The following is a 14672-nucleotide window of genomic DNA, read 5'->3' on the forward strand; positions in this document are numbered from 1 at the left end:
ATGACTACGTCTGCAGAATTGTTTGAACGGGCCAGCCGCCATATTCCTGGCGGCGTCAACTCGCCGGTACGTGCATTCAAGGGGATGCATCGCCCGCCGGTTTTCATGGAACGTGCCCAGGGTTCCTATCTGTTTGATGTTGAAGGCAACCGTTACGTGGACTACGTCGGCTCCTGGGGCCCGATGATCACTGGTCATGCGGATCAGGATGTTCTCGCCGCCGTACGTGCCCGGCTGGATAATGGCCTTTCTTTCGGGACGCCCACCGAAATAGAAACCACCATGGCGGACCTGATCTGCGAGATCATTCCGAGCATGGAAATGGTGCGCATGACAAGCTCCGGCACCGAAGCCACCATGTCAGCCATTCGCCTGGCGCGTGGCTACACGGGGCGCGATAAGATCGTCAAATTCGAAGGTAACTACCACGGCCACTCTGATTCTCTGCTGGTCAAAGCGGGGTCGGGTGCCCTGACGCACGGTGAGCCAAGCTCGCCAGGCGTACCGGCGGCATTGGCCGAACATACCATCACGCTTTCCTTCAATGATCCCGATGGTGTCGAAGCCTGCTTTGAGGAAATCGGTGACCAGATCGCCTGTATCATCGTTGAGCCTGTGGCAGGCAACATGAACTGCATCCCTCCCCAGCCAGGGTTTCTGGAAACCTTGCGCCAGGTGTGCAATGAGCATAACAGCGTGCTGATTTTTGATGAGGTCATGACCGGGTTCCGGATTGCACTGGGTGGTGCCCAGGCGCGCTATGGTGTTACACCGGATCTCACCTGCCTTGGCAAGATTGTTGGCGGCGGCATGCCGGTCGGGGCGTTTGGTGGTAAACGCGATATCATGGAAAACATCTCCCCGCTCGGGCCGATTTACCATGCAGGAACGCTTTCCGGTAACCCGCTGGCCATGGCGGCCGGTGTGACCTTATTGAACAAGTTGCAGGTGCCAGGGTTCCATGATGCGCTGACCCAACGCGTGGATACGCTTTGCCAAGGCCTTCAGGAACGTGCGGATGCCGCCCGGGTTGCACTGATTACCCAGTCATCCGGCGGGATGTTCGGGATGTTTTTCACTGCGCAATCGCGGGTGGATAACTTCGCGCAAGCAACCGCCTGTGACCCGGATGCCTTCCGTCGTTTCTTTAGCGCCATGTTGGACCATGGGGTCTATCTGGCACCGTCAGCTTTCGAAGCTGGCTTTATGTCTAGTGCGCACAGCGCAGAAGACATTCAACTGACGCTTGATGCGGCTGAAAAAGCCTTTGCCACCATGTAATATTATCGCCTCTCTGTAACGTGATGTTACAAATGAGCGCTATACTGAAAGAGCCGCCTGTTCAGGGCGGCTTTTTTACGTTGGGGGGCACATGAAACACATCAACGCTTGGCTAATTGGCGCGGGTTTATTGGTATCGCTGCCGCTTGGCGCAGCACCAGTAAAGGAAGAAACAATGGGGCAGATTCAGATTGAGATCACTGGCACACCAGGCATGGCGTTTAATGCGCAGTGGCAAGTGACTCGCGAGGGCGATACACAAACGTATCAGGAAAATGGACAGGCACCAGCGCACTACGTGTATGAAGGGGATGCCATTCAAGGGAGAATTCAATCGTTAAGCGAAGGACGGCTCGAGGTATCGGTTAATAAAGGGGGAAACCGCTCGCGCTCTTCAACGCAAGGCAAAGGGAGTACGTTAAATATCTCCGTTAAATAAAATGATGGTTTCAGAACAACAAAACCGCCCCCGAAGGGGCGATTTAAAAGAGCATCAAGCAACCTAAGCTTAGTACTGGATAGTAGAAGCTTGGTTACCTGCGCCATTTTGATTGACGACAGCATTACCAATTGTTGACCCAAGCTGTGTAATAGTTGAAACATTGTTCCAGCCGCCGCTTGGGTTGTGGTCCTGGTACACATTAGCAGTATGTGCGCCACTTCCGGTCTGTAAAATATATGACTCGTTGAATTCTCCATCGGCGCCACTTCCGACCTGTTGAACTTTTGCGTACTTATCATTACCATCTTGGATTACCCAAGAGATATCACCATCACTGCTTTGCATTACATCTGCTTTGTTGCTACTACCATCCTGGAAGATATTAGACATACCATCGTTGCCCTGCTGATTCACATCAGCTTCGTTGGAATCACCTACTAACTGAGAGACGTAAGAGTTGTTGTTTGCTCCGCTCTGAGTAACATTGGCTTCGTTTAAATCACTGGTGCCAGCATCACCTTGACGGATATAAGATTCGTTGTACATGCCAGTGTCCATCAGTACAGCTTTGTTACCATCACTCTGTTGCCAGATTTGGCTCATGCCGTTGGAGCCGTTTTGAGTAACACTGGTGTAGTTGTTGTCCCACTGTTGACGAACAAAGCTTTGATTTTCCATGTTGGTTTGTGAAACGAAGGCATTATTATTTTGAGCGCCACCTGGGTTTGTTCCTTGTTCGATTATGGAGCGATGGCTATTGCCAGATTGAGATACGTCGGCACCATTGCTATCAGCGCCGAGCTGATCAATGCGCGATAGGTTTTCATTACCTATTTGCTTGACTTTGGCGATAGCACCATGGCTTAGATCCTGATCGATATCTGAGCGGTTTTTGTTACCATCTTGAACAACCTCAGCCTCTAAGGCGTCTCCTTGACCCTGCTGGTTTTGAATTACATTGGACTCGTTTTCATCACCATTAATCTGTACCACACTGGCTGAATTGCCTAAAGCAGCTCCCCCCGATTGTGTTGTTTGATCAATCAAGCTGTCGTTTTCGCCATCGGCTGCACCACTGTCGTCCATTGCACCGAGTTCGACATCAAAACTATTGATGCCGTTGGTAGCGGTGAATGTACCACGTGAGGGTAAGCCGGGAGAACCCCATGCACCTTCGTCCAAAGTGCTATTATTGTTATCAACACCATAGCTGGGAGGTGATGATTGAGCACCAATATAATCCAAGTTGTTGGGAGATGTAACAGTAGTTTGTGCCATAGCCATGTTACTGGAGAGTGCAATAGCGGCTGCAATAGCTGTCATTTGAGTTTTCATTGTTGTTCCCCTTTGGTTTCGATCGACTTGCGTTGGTGGTTCACTGAGACTGAGAAGTAAAAGAATACTGCCCAGCTGTTATCGATAGTGATCGCGTAAAGCCCGGTGGGTTGTCTTGTTTGATGCTAATGCTGTCTGGACCACTACCTAATTCTAATTGAGTAAATGAAATATCACTGCCAAAGCCAAATTGTTCTATAGTAACTTTTTTACCTTCGTATCCACCTATCTGGGTAATTTCAGCGTTATGTTTATTACCCTCTTGAAATATAATGCCAATATTGTTGTCGTTACTTTGATGAATGCTGGCTTGATTATTGTTACCGTTTTGATAAATATCAGCAATATTTCCAAGTTCCGAATGCGACTGAATAACCTGTGCTTTATTATAATTGCCAATTTGTTGGATAATACTGACATTATCAGCACTCTGTGAATATTGAATAATCTGACCTTCAATATCATCTCCCTGGCTAGCATTGACAGTGACAGAAACCGCTGCAGCAAAGAGCGTCGCAGCTAAAATTAAGGCAATATTTTTTGCCTTAATAGCTGACCTGCTTTTGTTTTTATGATTGTTCGGTTCCATGACGGTGTCCTTTTGAAACGTTATGTATCAATTTGTGTTTCATGAGTTGAGTGTGGGCGATTTTAAAAATAGCGCTATCAGAAGTTTTGTTATGATTGCGATGATATATTTACTTTTTTATTTATATTTATGGTGGTTTTTATAGTTGCTTAAGTATTAGTTTTTTCATCAGAGATAAAAAAGCGACCATGGAATACATGGTCGCCATTTTTTCATATATAAATTTCTAGATATTCTTACAGATTACGTGCTTTTAAAGTGCAATCCTTTTACAGCATCGGACTGGGTACAACATGAGACTGGTTAGAGCATGGGAATAGGTGCATCCAGGTAGCTTCCCAGGAGTGTTTCCTGAATATTGACGCCAGGCGCTAAATTCCACAGGCGGTTTTCTACCCCACGCGCTATCAAGTGAATGACGGCCGATTCAATCGCCGCCATCACCGCCATTTGCACCGGCTCATTGGTGGTAATACCGGCTTCTGCTTCTAACAGCCGCCGAAAGTCGATAAAGCGATAAACGCCTGCTCGCAGTTCCTTGGAGTAGATGGTCTTGGTGGTGGTGACATTAGCGAGTATTTCTCCGGAGGAGATTTCAACCGCACGAAGATTCACCGTCACCTGATCCACCTGATACTGCCCCGACGCCCCTATACCAAAATACTCAGCGCCAGCCCCCCCCGTACGCACGTTGGATTCAAAAGCAATAATGCCGCCTTCCAGCATTACGGAAGCCGAACGTAGAGAGGGAAGCGTATCGGGCCGCCCGAAGCGCTCAAATTCTGCGCGTATGATGCGTCGTTCGGTTAACAGGTTCTGAAGCCCGACGCGTTCAAGCGGAATAAACCAACCTGATTCCGACAGTGCCCCGGTGAGCATCGCTGCCGCGCCTTGTGTGACCGCTGTTGAAAATGTACTGGCAGGGGCCGGTCGATATTGGCCGGTCTGGTCACGGAAATCGTACACCGAGACAAAAATTTTCCCCGCAGGTTGTGGCAGTGAAACAAGATCCTGATACGTTGCCCCTCTAGGGGTGAGCGTTGCTTCGGTGCCTTCCAGATTTTCCGAGTTGGCGACCATACCGGCGCAACCGCTCAGCAAGCCAACCATGAGAAAGGTCGCTATTATTTTCATGATGATCCCCTGATATATCCGCTATTTTATGGGTTATTGATTTTTTTAATTTTCGTGCGTTTTAGGGTTGGATAATCAATCTGAATCAAGGGTTGAATAAGCCGCCAACGCTGATTTCAGTGACACCACCTGTCACCTTGTCGACAACTCTGACAACCAACTCACCGCTGGAATCGCTGACCACCACGCCAAACTCATCGCTGTCAAAACTGCCTTCCTGGACTTCTCCCCGGCTGACATCGGAAATCAATTGCGAGATAAGACGGCTCTCCAGGCTTTGAATTAGGCGTTCCGTGGCGGATGTTGGTTGCGCGCGGCGAGCATTAGGGTCGGTGTTCGTATCCTGCGCCTGCGCCTTGCCAATCAGATAGCTACCTACAAAGGGGTCACCCCCAAATGATGGGTTGATGGGTTGATAAACAAGCTCACCTGCAGAGGCAAGCGCCGGTGCGGCCATCAAGATGGCAATAGCCGCACATTGTCTAGGGTTTAGGTGGGCAAATGGTTTCATTAGAAAAGCTCCTCTCTTCCCAAGTCTTTCTCTGAGGTGATGGCGGATGTCAGCTGATGACGCAAAAGCGCCTCTTCGACAATTTGCACGGCTTCCCCAGCAACACGGTCCGCTTCGTTGATCCTGGGGGAGAGCTGTGTACGGAAATACATTCGGTTGCCTTCCGTGATCCATACCTGACTGCCCCAGCGGGCATCGGGCCGTTCAAGAATGGTGATCGTGGCGTTACCAATAATGCGGTTATCCATGGCCCGTTGGCTAAAGGCACGGTAGAAGGTTTTTCCTGCCATCGTGATTGTGCGATCGACCATGACACCCGTTAGCTCACTGCTACCATTGGGCTGGTGCTGTAAAGCTGGCCCGTCAGGACTTTCCAGCTGGTTAATGGCATTCACATCGGCCTGCTCCTGCTCCTGCACTGTGACGCCATCGTCAGCAACGAAGGTTTGTGCCCATGCAACTGGCACAATAAACGCTGTCGTCAGTGCCAATAAGGCGGTAATACGTAATAGACTCATAACCGCTCCTCTCTCGTGAGACCGTCATGAAATATGCTGGTGTTTCAAGCTGCGAGCGGTATCAATATTGGGCAGGATTGGCCCAAGGTTTTGCTGAATCCAATTGAGCGCCTGAATACGGTTGTGTACGTTTATTTTGCGGAAAATGTTGTACAGGTGAGACTTGACGGTGTGTTCGCTAACAAAAAGTTTCTCGGCAATCTGCTGATTCGAAGCGCCAGCACTGAGTAAGGTGATAATCTCCATTTCACGATTGGTCAGACCGCAGGCGGGGCGAAACGCATTGCTTTGATATTTGCGGTAAAACAGGATCAGGCGGGCCATCAGCTCGCGTGACATCCACAGCTCACCGTCCAGTAGTGCGTGAATGCCTTTACAGATAACATCAAGGCTCTCGTTTCGATAGAACACGCCTTTCAGCTGTGCGCAAGCAAGCGTTTCCAGGGCGTGGTTGATATCATGGATATTGAGGGCGGCGATGGGCACGCTCGCCAAGTCGGAAGGCAGTTTTTCCTGCCATTCGACCAAGGCATCGATATCAGTATGGTCACTATCAATCAGTATTAATGCGTTACCTGCCGGGGCTGATTTCAGCGATGCAGACGGTGATTGCGTGCGTACGCAGCAACCTGTCTTATCCCCGAGATAGTCAACAAACAATTGAGTTTGGGGACTTTTTTCGGTAACGAGATAGACAGTCCCTCGCGTATTCGGTTGTGTCATTATTAGCACCTCTTACCAATAAAGGGTGAGTGAATAGTTAAATCAGTGTTAGTCAAAAACTACAAAACGTAAATATTTGTTACTAACTGTATTGGAATATAAATAGCATTTTTTAGTTAACTTTTTATAAGCTATTAATATTTATTATTATTTTTGTCAGAAATTCATTTTTACTCAACGTATGTAATGAAATGTCAGGAGACTTCAATGACGACAGACAAATCCCTTGTGCTTGCCAGCGGTAACGCAGGCAAGCTGCGTGAGTTCAATCAACTGCTTGCCCCTTTGGGTATCAATGTGCAGCCACAGGCGGATTTTGGTGTAGAGGATGTGCCGGAAACTGGCCTGACCTTTGTGGAAAATGCGTTGATCAAGGCGCGAGCGGCCAGTCAGGCCAGTGGGTTACCGGCCTTGGCGGATGATTCAGGACTGGAAGTGGATGCCCTGAACGGCGCGCCGGGCATTTATTCCGCCCGGTATGCGGGCGAGCCGAAGAGTGATGAGCGTAATAATGCCAAGCTTCTTGAGGCACTTAGCCATTATGAAGAAGGGTTGCGCAGCGGCCGTTACTGGTGTGTGCTAGTGTATTTACGTCATCCAGAGGACCCCGTTCCGTTGATTGTTCAGCGCAGCTGGGAGGGGGAAATACTGGCTCTTCCACGCGGTGAAGGTGGCTTTGGCTATGACCCGCTTTTCTGGTTACCTGAACAGGGGATGAGCGCGGCTGAGTTACCTGCCGAGAGTAAAAACCGTTTGAGCCACCGTGGACGTGCGTTACAGACATTGGTGGATACGTTACGGGTGGTACATGCCTGAACGGTCATCTCAGTTACCGCCCTTATCGCTTTATATTCACACGCCCTGGTGTGTGCGTAAGTGCCCTTATTGTGACTTTAATTCGCATGAGCCTCATCAGCGTGAGCTTCCAGAAGACGCTTACCTTGAAGCGCTGTTACAGGACCTGGAACATGATCTGCCGCTAGTGAGTGAGCGTGCTTTGACATCGATCTTTATCGGCGGCGGCACACCCAGTCTTCTTTCTCCGCGTTTTTATCAAACGCTGCTGCAATCGATTGAGGCCCGTCTGCCGTTTGCCGCTGACATTGAAATCACGCTGGAAGCGAATCCAGGCACAACAGAACAAAGCCGCTTTCAGGGGTATCGTGATGCCGGTATTAATCGCCTTTCCCTGGGAGTGCAGAGTTTTCAGGCGGAACAGCTTTCAGCGTTAGGGCGTATCCATGGCAGCGAAGAGGCGATCAAGGCCGTTGAACAGGCGCGTACGGCAGGCTTCGATAACCTCAATATCGACTTGATGCACGGTTTACCCAAGCAGACACCTGACGACGCCTTGGCCGATATCGAGCAAGCGTTGGCGCTATCACCTGAGCACCTTTCCTGGTATCAGTTGACCCTTGAACCCAATACCGCTTTCCACTCTCACCCGCCGACCTTGCCTCATGAAGAAACTTTGTGGGATATCCAGGATCTAGGACATGAGCATCTTCAACGCGCTGGCTACCATCGCTATGAAATATCCGCTTATGCACAGCCAGAGCGAGCCAGTCGCCATAATATCAACTACTGGCAATTTGGCGATTATCTCGGTATTGGTGCCGGTGCCCACGGTAAGCTAAGTCGCCTTACCCGTGATGGCGACTTAGCCATTGAACGACGCTGGAAAACCCGCCAACCGGATGCTTATTTGCGTCGCGTTGATGACATTCGTGGTTTTCTGGCGGGTAAGCGGGCCGTGGAAACGCAGGAACTGCCCCTTGAGTTTGCCATGAACGCCTTACGTCTGACGGATGGCGTTCCAATGTCAACCTGGCGAACGCATACCGGCCAGCCGATTGAAGTGCTGAAGGTATCGCTTGAAAGTGCTACGAAAAAAGGACTTTTAGAGGAATCGCCGGAAAGGCTTCGAGCCTCTCCTCAAGGTCTACTATTCTTGAACGAGTTACTGGCAGAGATCAGTGACCTTTAATTTGTCCATGTTCTGGTAATCCGCATGGCCACGACCACGCTCACTAGAATTTAGGAGTATTAGATGCGTTTCAATCGACTACTGACCCCATTGGCCGCGGCACTATTAGTCGCCGGCTGTGCCTCTGACCCTTATGGCGGCAATACGCAACGTTCCAGCACGGCAACCGGGGGCGGCATTGGTGCGGCTATTGGCGCTGCCGCCGGTGCGCTTTCTGGCGATGGTAGCACCAGTCGTCGTGACCGTGCGCTGATCGGGGCTGCCGTTGGTGCTGCTGCCGGGGCGGGCATTGGGGCCTATATGGACCGCCAGGAAGAACAGCTACGCCAGAACCTTCAGGGTTCGCGCATCGAAATCGATCGTCGCGGTGATGATATCGTGCTGAACATGCCCAGCAGCATCACCTTTGGTTTTGATTCAAGCGATCTGACCACACAGGCGCGCTCCTCCCTCAATGAAGTCGCTAATGTCTTGCGTAACTACACCGATACTCGGGTGAATGTTGCGGGCCATACCGACAGCACGGGTGACGACAGCTACAATCAGCGCCTTTCCGAACGCCGTGCGCAAGCCGTCGGTAACTACCTGAGTCAGAACGGCGTGTCGTCCGGGCGCCTTAACATGCGTGGATATGGTGAAACTCAGCCCGTTGCCAGTAATGATAATGACCAGGGGCGCGCTCAGAACCGCCGTGTCGAGATTACACTGACACCAACGGATGCGGCACGTAACTATCAACAGCCCTGATACCATTTGGAAATAGTTGTGGAACTGAGGCTATTGAATTGAAAAAGCGGCTGAATTGGCCTCATGGCAGAACAGCAACGTTACCCGCTACCTGAGTAGCGGGTTTTTCATTGGTGGCCTGTTTGTCCACGCTCAAAGGGAAAATCATGCTCTCCTACCAACACGCTTACCATGCCGGTAATTTTGCCGATGTGCAGAAGCATCTATCACTTTACGCTGTGTCGGATTATTTATTACGTAAAAAATCGGCCATTACATATATCGATACCCACGCCGGAAGAGGCATGTATCCACTGGCCGTCAAAGAGACACAGCGGTTGCAAGAGTACCGCGACGGTATCTGGCCTCTTTGGCAGGCTCGGCAAGATGTGACAGATTCCTTGTTAAGCCGCTGGCTCAATACGCTGGAAACGGCCCAGCCATGTGCCGCCGAGCTCACTCACTATCCTGGATCTCCCTGGTGGCTTTCACAGTCTCTACGTGAGCAAGACCGCCTTACATTGTTTGAGCTTCACCCTGGTGAGCACGAACACTTGAATACGCAGGCGCTTCCCGCTCAGGCGCAGCGTATTTACGCAGACGGGCTGACAGGATTAAGCGGACGTTTGCCGGTGGCAACGCCACGTTTGTGCGTGTTAATAGACCCCAGTTATGAGCGTAAAGCGGAGTACCAGGAGGTGCTGGAAACGACCCTGTACTGCCTGGCAAAAGCTCGCCACGCTGTCATGCTGATTTGGTATCCACTACTCCCTGCTGGGCACCACCACACGCTGTTAACCGGTTTGAAAAACAGCCGCATCGGGAAGATCTGGCGTAATGAGCTTAAACTGCGTACTCCCAGTGAAGACAGCCACGGCATGTACGGTAGCGGGATGTTAGTGATTAATCCGCCATGGGGCCTGGATGAACAACTGGCACGTGCCATGGCGGAGATTACGCCTCTACTAGGGAAGCAATGTCAGTACCATGGTGAATGGTTGGTCGAAGAGTAGGGGTTATTTCCCGATACAGAAGCTGCCAAAAATTTCGCCTAGAAGATCATCTGCACTGAACTCACCGGTAATCTCTCCGAGGGCTTGCTGTGCTTCACGTAAATCTTCGGCCAGCAGTTCCCCCGCCCCATACCCTTTAAGTTGCGCCTGACCTGTCGATAAGGCATCACGGGCGCGATCCAGTGCATCTAGGTGGCGACGGCGCGCAGAAAAGCGTCCTTCGGTGGTAGCCGAATATCCCATGATATCTTTCAGGTGCTGTTTTAGGTTATCCACACCCATTCCGGTCTTGGCTGATAGCCTGAGCGTTGGTTGGGGTGTGGATAAGTCAATGCCTGCAGGTTCCTGGCTGGTATCAATTTTATTACGGACCAGCGTTAGCCGGGAACGCTCTGGCAAGCGCTCAACAAACTCCGGCCATATCGCCAAGGGGTCGACGGCGTCTGTAGTGGAAGCATCGACCAAAAGCAGCACTCGGTCGGCTTTTTCTATTTCCGCCCAGGCGCGTGCAACGCCAATTTTTTCCACGGCATCGGGCGTGTCACGCAGCCCCGCTGTATCAATGATATGCAGTGGCATTCCATCCAGATGGATATGCTCGCGCAGCACATCGCGGGTGGTACCGGCAATGTCGGTAACAATCGCGGTATCCTGTTCGGTCAGGGCGTTAAGCAGACTCGACTTGCCCGCATTGGGTCGCCCAGCAATCACAACGTTCATGCCCTCTCGCATCAGGGCACCTTGCCCAGCGGCTTTACGAACGTTTTCAAGTGCGTCTGTCACTTCCTGCAAGTGGGTAGCGACATGGCCATCGGCGAGAAAATCAATTTCTTCTTCAGGAAAGTCGATCGCGGCTTCAACGTATACACGCAGTTCAATCAAGCGTTGGACAAGCGCATGCACGACCCTGGAAAATTCCCCCTGCAATGAACGGACAGCGTTTTCGGCGGCATGTCGGGAGGTGGCATCAATCAGGTCAGCAATCGCTTCTGCCTGGGCCAGGTCGAGCTTGTCATTGAGAAAGGCACGTTCGGAGAACTCGCCAGGACGCGCGAGCCGGGCGCCGAGCTGCAGGCTACGCTCAAGTAAAAGATCCATGATGACCGGGCCACCATGACCCTGTAGTTCCAGCACGTCTTCACCGGTGAAAGAGTGCGGTCCGGCAAAATACAGGGCAATCCCTTCATCGATAACTTCTGTCTGCCCGTGAAAAGGACCGTAGTGCGCCTGCCTGGGCGCAGGGCAGTGGCCAAGCATGCAGCTTGCGATGCGTGCGCTATCCGGCCCGGAGAGACGAATAATACCCACGCCACCGCGCCCCGGTGGGGTCGCCAGTGCCGCAATGGTGTCCAGTGTGTAAAGTGATTCGGCCATGGTGCCCCCGTTGGTGAGTGGTCATATTGTGAATTTATCCGCCCTGAAACGCCAGACCCCCGCACGAAGCGGGGGTCTGGGTGGTTTAACCATCGACCTTCAAGGCAGATAGTTCAGGCGAGGTAGCCTACTTGGTGAGTTTGCCTTTACCGATGCTCGGATCATTCTCGATCTGGCGCGTAATGTAGTATTGCTGCGCCACCGAAATGATGTTGTTCACGACCCAGTAAATGACCAGACCTGCCGGGAACCACAGGAAGAAGAACGTGAAGATAATGGGCAGCATCTTCATGATCTTGGCCTGCATCGGGTCCGGCGGTGTCGGGTTCAGCATCTGCTGAACAAACATCGAAGCGCCCATCAGAATCGGCAGAATGAAGTAGGGATCCTTCACCGAGAGATCCTGAATCCAGAACATAAACGGCGCATGGCGCAGCTCAACCGACTCCAGCAACATCCAGTAAAGTGCGATGAAGACAGGCATCTGTATCAAAATCGGAAGACAGCCGCCAAGCGGATTAATCTTCTCTTTCTGATAGAACTTCATCATCTCTTGAGACATTTTCTGGCGATCATCGCCATACATCTCTTTAAGACGCTGCATTTCCGGGCCGAGTTTACGCATACGGGCCATTGACTTATACGCCTTGGCCGAGAGCGGGAACAGGACAATCTTAACCAGCACTGTCAGCAGGACAATTGACCAGCCCCAGTTACCGACGATGTCATGAATCTTGTCGAGCAACCAGAATAACGGGTTAGCAATAAACCATAGCCAGCCGTAGTCCACGGTCAGTTCCAGGTTCGGCGCTACTTGTTCCATGTAGTCCTGAACCTTGGGACCCATATATAGCGTAGCGGTCAGGTTGGCTTCATTACCGGGTGCTATCTGCTGAGTGGGGCCTGCGACGGCCGCCACATTACGGCCGCGAGAATCGGTGGTGGCGTAATACAGGTTCTGCTGATTCTGAGGCGGTGCCCAGGCAGAAGCAAAATAGTGCTGGATAATCGCAATCCAGCCACCTTCCGCTTCGCGGCTGGAGAATTTGCTTTCCTGGATATCGCTAAAATCGATTTTTTCGTAACGCGATTCAGGCGTTGAGAAGGCAGCGCCCAGATAGGAATTCATGCCCATGGCCACGCCACTAGAAGGGTCTTCACTGTTATCGCGCACCAGCTGCCCGATAAAACGTGCACTAACGGGAGACTCGCCGTTATTCGTCACGTAATAATCAACACTAACCGCATAGCTGTTGCGCTTAAATGTCAGGCGTTTAGTAATCTCAACACCATCAACATCAGCTGTCAGATTTACAACGACCTGTTCATCATTTTCACCCAGCAGATACTCCGTGTTTTCCGGCGTGAAAACAATCCGGTTGGCCTGATCATTAAGCTGCAAGCCGGAGCGTGCGACGTAGCTGAGGCTTTCATTATCCGCTAGCAGGACATAATTGCGTTCAGAATTCAGGCTAAATTTATGCTGGGGTAATGCCGCATAAATAATATCACCGCCGTGTGGGTCAATGCGCACATCAAGTACATCGGTGGTGACAGCAATAAAGTCACGGCTGCTGGTCGTGCTTTCATCCGCTGACATCCCTTCTTCAATGTCAGCATTCTGAGAAGCACTCGACGGAATAGCCAAGCCGCCATCATCCTGAGCCTCTTGCGAAGTCAGCGTATTACGCTGTGTGACTTCGGTGGAGGACGGAGTATCTATTGGCTGACCGTAGTCCTGATTCCATTGAACAATCAGTAAATAGGCCAATACGGCCAATGGAATCACGAGGATAAGTCGTTTTACGTCCATGAGGGTTCTGCCCGCTGGGTGGTGAACATGCTAATGGCGCAATGCTTTTTTACTCGACCTATGACACACAAAAGCCTGCCAAACGGCAGGCCGAGGTCGAGCGGCGGCGTAGTATCGTCAAGCGTCACGTTGAGTACTTTCTGATGCTGTTGAAACCATGCACTCATGCTGTTTCGCTTCACGTTGCAGCCGTTTCCACATGCCATGTAGCTGACGATGTAACGTATCGTTATCGAGATCGTGTACGCCGCGTCTTGCCAGTACGACAATATCAAGTGTCGGAAACTGATGCTGGCGCAGTCTGATGGACTCTCTCACGAGGCGTTTGAAACGGTTGCGTTGTACGGCAAGCTTCACATTTTTTTTACTGACCACTAAGCCGAGTCGAGGGTGGCCGAGTGTGTTCCAACGAGCAAGAGCCATCATGCCTTTGCCGTGAACCTTCAGGTCAGCGCGTTCAAAAACGTGACTAAAATCCCCAGCATTAAGCAGTCGTAAACACCGGGGATAGCCTTGACGGAGCACACGCAATCCGGATTCAGGCGCTCAGACGCTTGCGGCCTTTGGCACGACGGCGCGTGATGATGGCACGGCCATTTTTGGTTGCCATACGTGCACGGAAGCCATGCGTACGCTTGCGCTTGAGAACGCTAGGTTGAAAAGTGCGTTTCATAACTCGTTATTCCCAGGTGGTTTTAGGACGGAACGTCGATTTCAGGAGCCCGGATCAGCAAGAAACTGTTCCGGGAGCCGCTAATTCAAGACCGGAAATTGTAGAGCTTTAGTACGCCTGGTGCAATTTTTTTGTCTGGAGATCCCTCAAAGGGCTTGAGAAAGCCTCGGATATGTAGCTGCGATGAACGGGTATGTTCATGTCAGATCACAACATCGTACCTTTAACAGTTATTGTTTTAATCTTTTTTACTACTGTTATTAATAGTGGGGATAGAAATTGTGGATAACCATTTAAATACGTTTATATTCATAGTTTTGCAATAATAAAAAATCTGTGGATAAACGGTTCTTAAGCAGTAGTCTAGCTGTGAAAAATAGGTGTATAAAATGCCGTCTTTCATTATTTCAGCTCTTTTCCCCAGTTCGTCCAGAGAGCTCTGGCATAAAAAACCAGAGGGTTATCCACAGAGGCTCGGCATGCAATACTTGTGTGGATAACTTGGGTTTGGGGCGCTACAATACTCGGCCGTTTTCAACCGATGGTGAGTTGA

16 protein-coding genes are annotated in these 14672 nt (G+C 50.9%); 6 read left to right on the forward strand and 10 right to left on the reverse strand.

What is annotated here, in order from left to right:
- Positions 1-1281 carry a glutamate-1-semialdehyde 2,1-aminomutase gene (hemL, locus tag ACU6TU_RS16995; protein WP_447142549.1) on the forward strand — a complete coding sequence of 427 codons (1281 nt, stop codon included), beginning with the start codon at positions 1-3 and terminating at the stop codon, positions 1279-1281.
- A 91-nt stretch (positions 1282-1372) separates the two neighbouring features.
- Positions 1373-1720 carry a hypothetical protein gene (locus ACU6TU_RS17000; protein ID WP_447142550.1) on the forward strand — a complete coding sequence of 116 codons (348 nt, stop codon included), beginning with the start codon at positions 1373-1375 and terminating at the stop codon, positions 1718-1720.
- A gap of 69 nt (positions 1721-1789) precedes the next feature.
- Here the strand turns inward: ACU6TU_RS17000 and ACU6TU_RS17005 are convergent, their stop codons facing one another.
- The 6 genes from ACU6TU_RS17005 to ACU6TU_RS17030 all read right to left on the reverse strand — a co-directional run bounded on the left by ACU6TU_RS17005 (position 1790) and on the right by ACU6TU_RS17030 (position 6533).
- Complete coding sequence (locus ACU6TU_RS17005) at positions 1790-3058, reverse strand: hypothetical protein (RefSeq protein WP_447142551.1); 1269 nt, start codon at positions 3056-3058, stop codon at positions 1790-1792.
- A gap of 40 nt (positions 3059-3098) precedes the next feature.
- Complete coding sequence (locus ACU6TU_RS17010) at positions 3099-3647, reverse strand: hypothetical protein (RefSeq protein WP_447142552.1); 549 nt, start codon at positions 3645-3647, stop codon at positions 3099-3101.
- Positions 3648-3950: 303 nt separating this feature from the next.
- Entirely contained in the window at positions 3951-4781 is an 831-nt protein-coding gene (locus tag ACU6TU_RS17015; protein WP_447142553.1) for a CsgG/HfaB family protein, read from the reverse strand.
- Positions 4782-4866: 85 nt separating this feature from the next.
- Positions 4867-5238, reverse strand: a complete 372-nt coding sequence (locus tag ACU6TU_RS17020; RefSeq protein WP_447144286.1) for a curli assembly protein CsgF — start codon at positions 5236-5238, stop codon at positions 4867-4869.
- Between the two features lie 53 nt (positions 5239-5291).
- Positions 5292-5810, reverse strand: coding sequence for a CsgE family curli-type amyloid fiber assembly protein (locus ACU6TU_RS17025; RefSeq protein ID WP_447142554.1), 519 nt, complete (start codon positions 5808-5810; stop codon positions 5292-5294).
- A gap of 24 nt (positions 5811-5834) precedes the next feature.
- Positions 5835-6533 carry a LuxR C-terminal-related transcriptional regulator gene (locus ACU6TU_RS17030; protein ID WP_447142555.1) on the reverse strand — a complete coding sequence of 233 codons (699 nt, stop codon included), beginning with the start codon at positions 6531-6533 and terminating at the stop codon, positions 5835-5837.
- A gap of 207 nt (positions 6534-6740) precedes the next feature.
- On the opposite strand from ACU6TU_RS17030, the gene rdgB reads away from it, so the two are divergent.
- The 4 genes from rdgB to ACU6TU_RS17050 all read left to right on the forward strand — a co-directional run bounded on the left by rdgB (position 6741) and on the right by ACU6TU_RS17050 (position 10259).
- The gene (gene rdgB / locus ACU6TU_RS17035) at positions 6741-7349 is read left to right on the forward strand and encodes an RdgB/HAM1 family non-canonical purine NTP pyrophosphatase (RefSeq protein WP_447142556.1); all 609 of its coding nucleotides are present in this window, start codon (positions 6741-6743) and stop codon (positions 7347-7349) included.
- Positions 7342-8520, forward strand: a complete 1179-nt coding sequence (gene hemW / locus ACU6TU_RS17040) for a radical SAM family heme chaperone HemW (RefSeq protein WP_447142557.1) — start codon at positions 7342-7344, stop codon at positions 8518-8520. Before rdgB ends, hemW begins: the two co-directional genes overlap by 8 nt.
- 63 nt (positions 8521-8583) lie before the next feature.
- Positions 8584-9267, forward strand: a complete 684-nt coding sequence (locus ACU6TU_RS17045; RefSeq protein ID WP_447142558.1) for an OmpA family protein — start codon at positions 8584-8586, stop codon at positions 9265-9267.
- 146 nt (positions 9268-9413) lie between these two features.
- Positions 9414-10259 carry a 23S rRNA (adenine(2030)-N(6))-methyltransferase RlmJ gene (locus ACU6TU_RS17050; RefSeq protein WP_447144287.1) on the forward strand — a complete coding sequence of 282 codons (846 nt, stop codon included), beginning with the start codon at positions 9414-9416 and terminating at the stop codon, positions 10257-10259.
- A gap of 3 nt (positions 10260-10262) precedes the next feature.
- Here the strand turns inward: ACU6TU_RS17050 and mnmE are convergent, their stop codons facing one another.
- From mnmE to rpmH, 4 genes are all read right to left on the reverse strand, one after another.
- Positions 10263-11633 (reverse strand): tRNA uridine-5-carboxymethylaminomethyl(34) synthesis GTPase MnmE, encoded by a 1371-nt coding sequence (gene mnmE, locus ACU6TU_RS17055; RefSeq protein ID WP_447142559.1) that lies wholly within the window; start codon positions 11631-11633, stop codon positions 10263-10265.
- Between the two features lie 127 nt (positions 11634-11760).
- Positions 11761-13446: a membrane protein insertase YidC gene (gene yidC, locus ACU6TU_RS17060; RefSeq protein WP_447142560.1), complete on the reverse strand. Its 1686-nt coding sequence runs from the start codon at positions 13444-13446 to the stop codon at positions 11761-11763.
- 117 nt (positions 13447-13563) lie between these two features.
- Positions 13564-13971, reverse strand: a complete 408-nt coding sequence (rnpA, locus tag ACU6TU_RS17065) for a ribonuclease P protein component (RefSeq protein WP_447142561.1) — start codon at positions 13969-13971, stop codon at positions 13564-13566.
- A gap of 13 nt (positions 13972-13984) precedes the next feature.
- The gene (gene rpmH, locus ACU6TU_RS17070) at positions 13985-14119 is read right to left on the reverse strand and encodes a 50S ribosomal protein L34 (protein WP_100820372.1); all 135 of its coding nucleotides are present in this window, start codon (positions 14117-14119) and stop codon (positions 13985-13987) included.
- Positions 14120-14672: the final 553 nt, after the last annotated feature.

The sequence above is a fragment of the Halomonas sp. LS-001 genome (assembly GCF_052983955.1).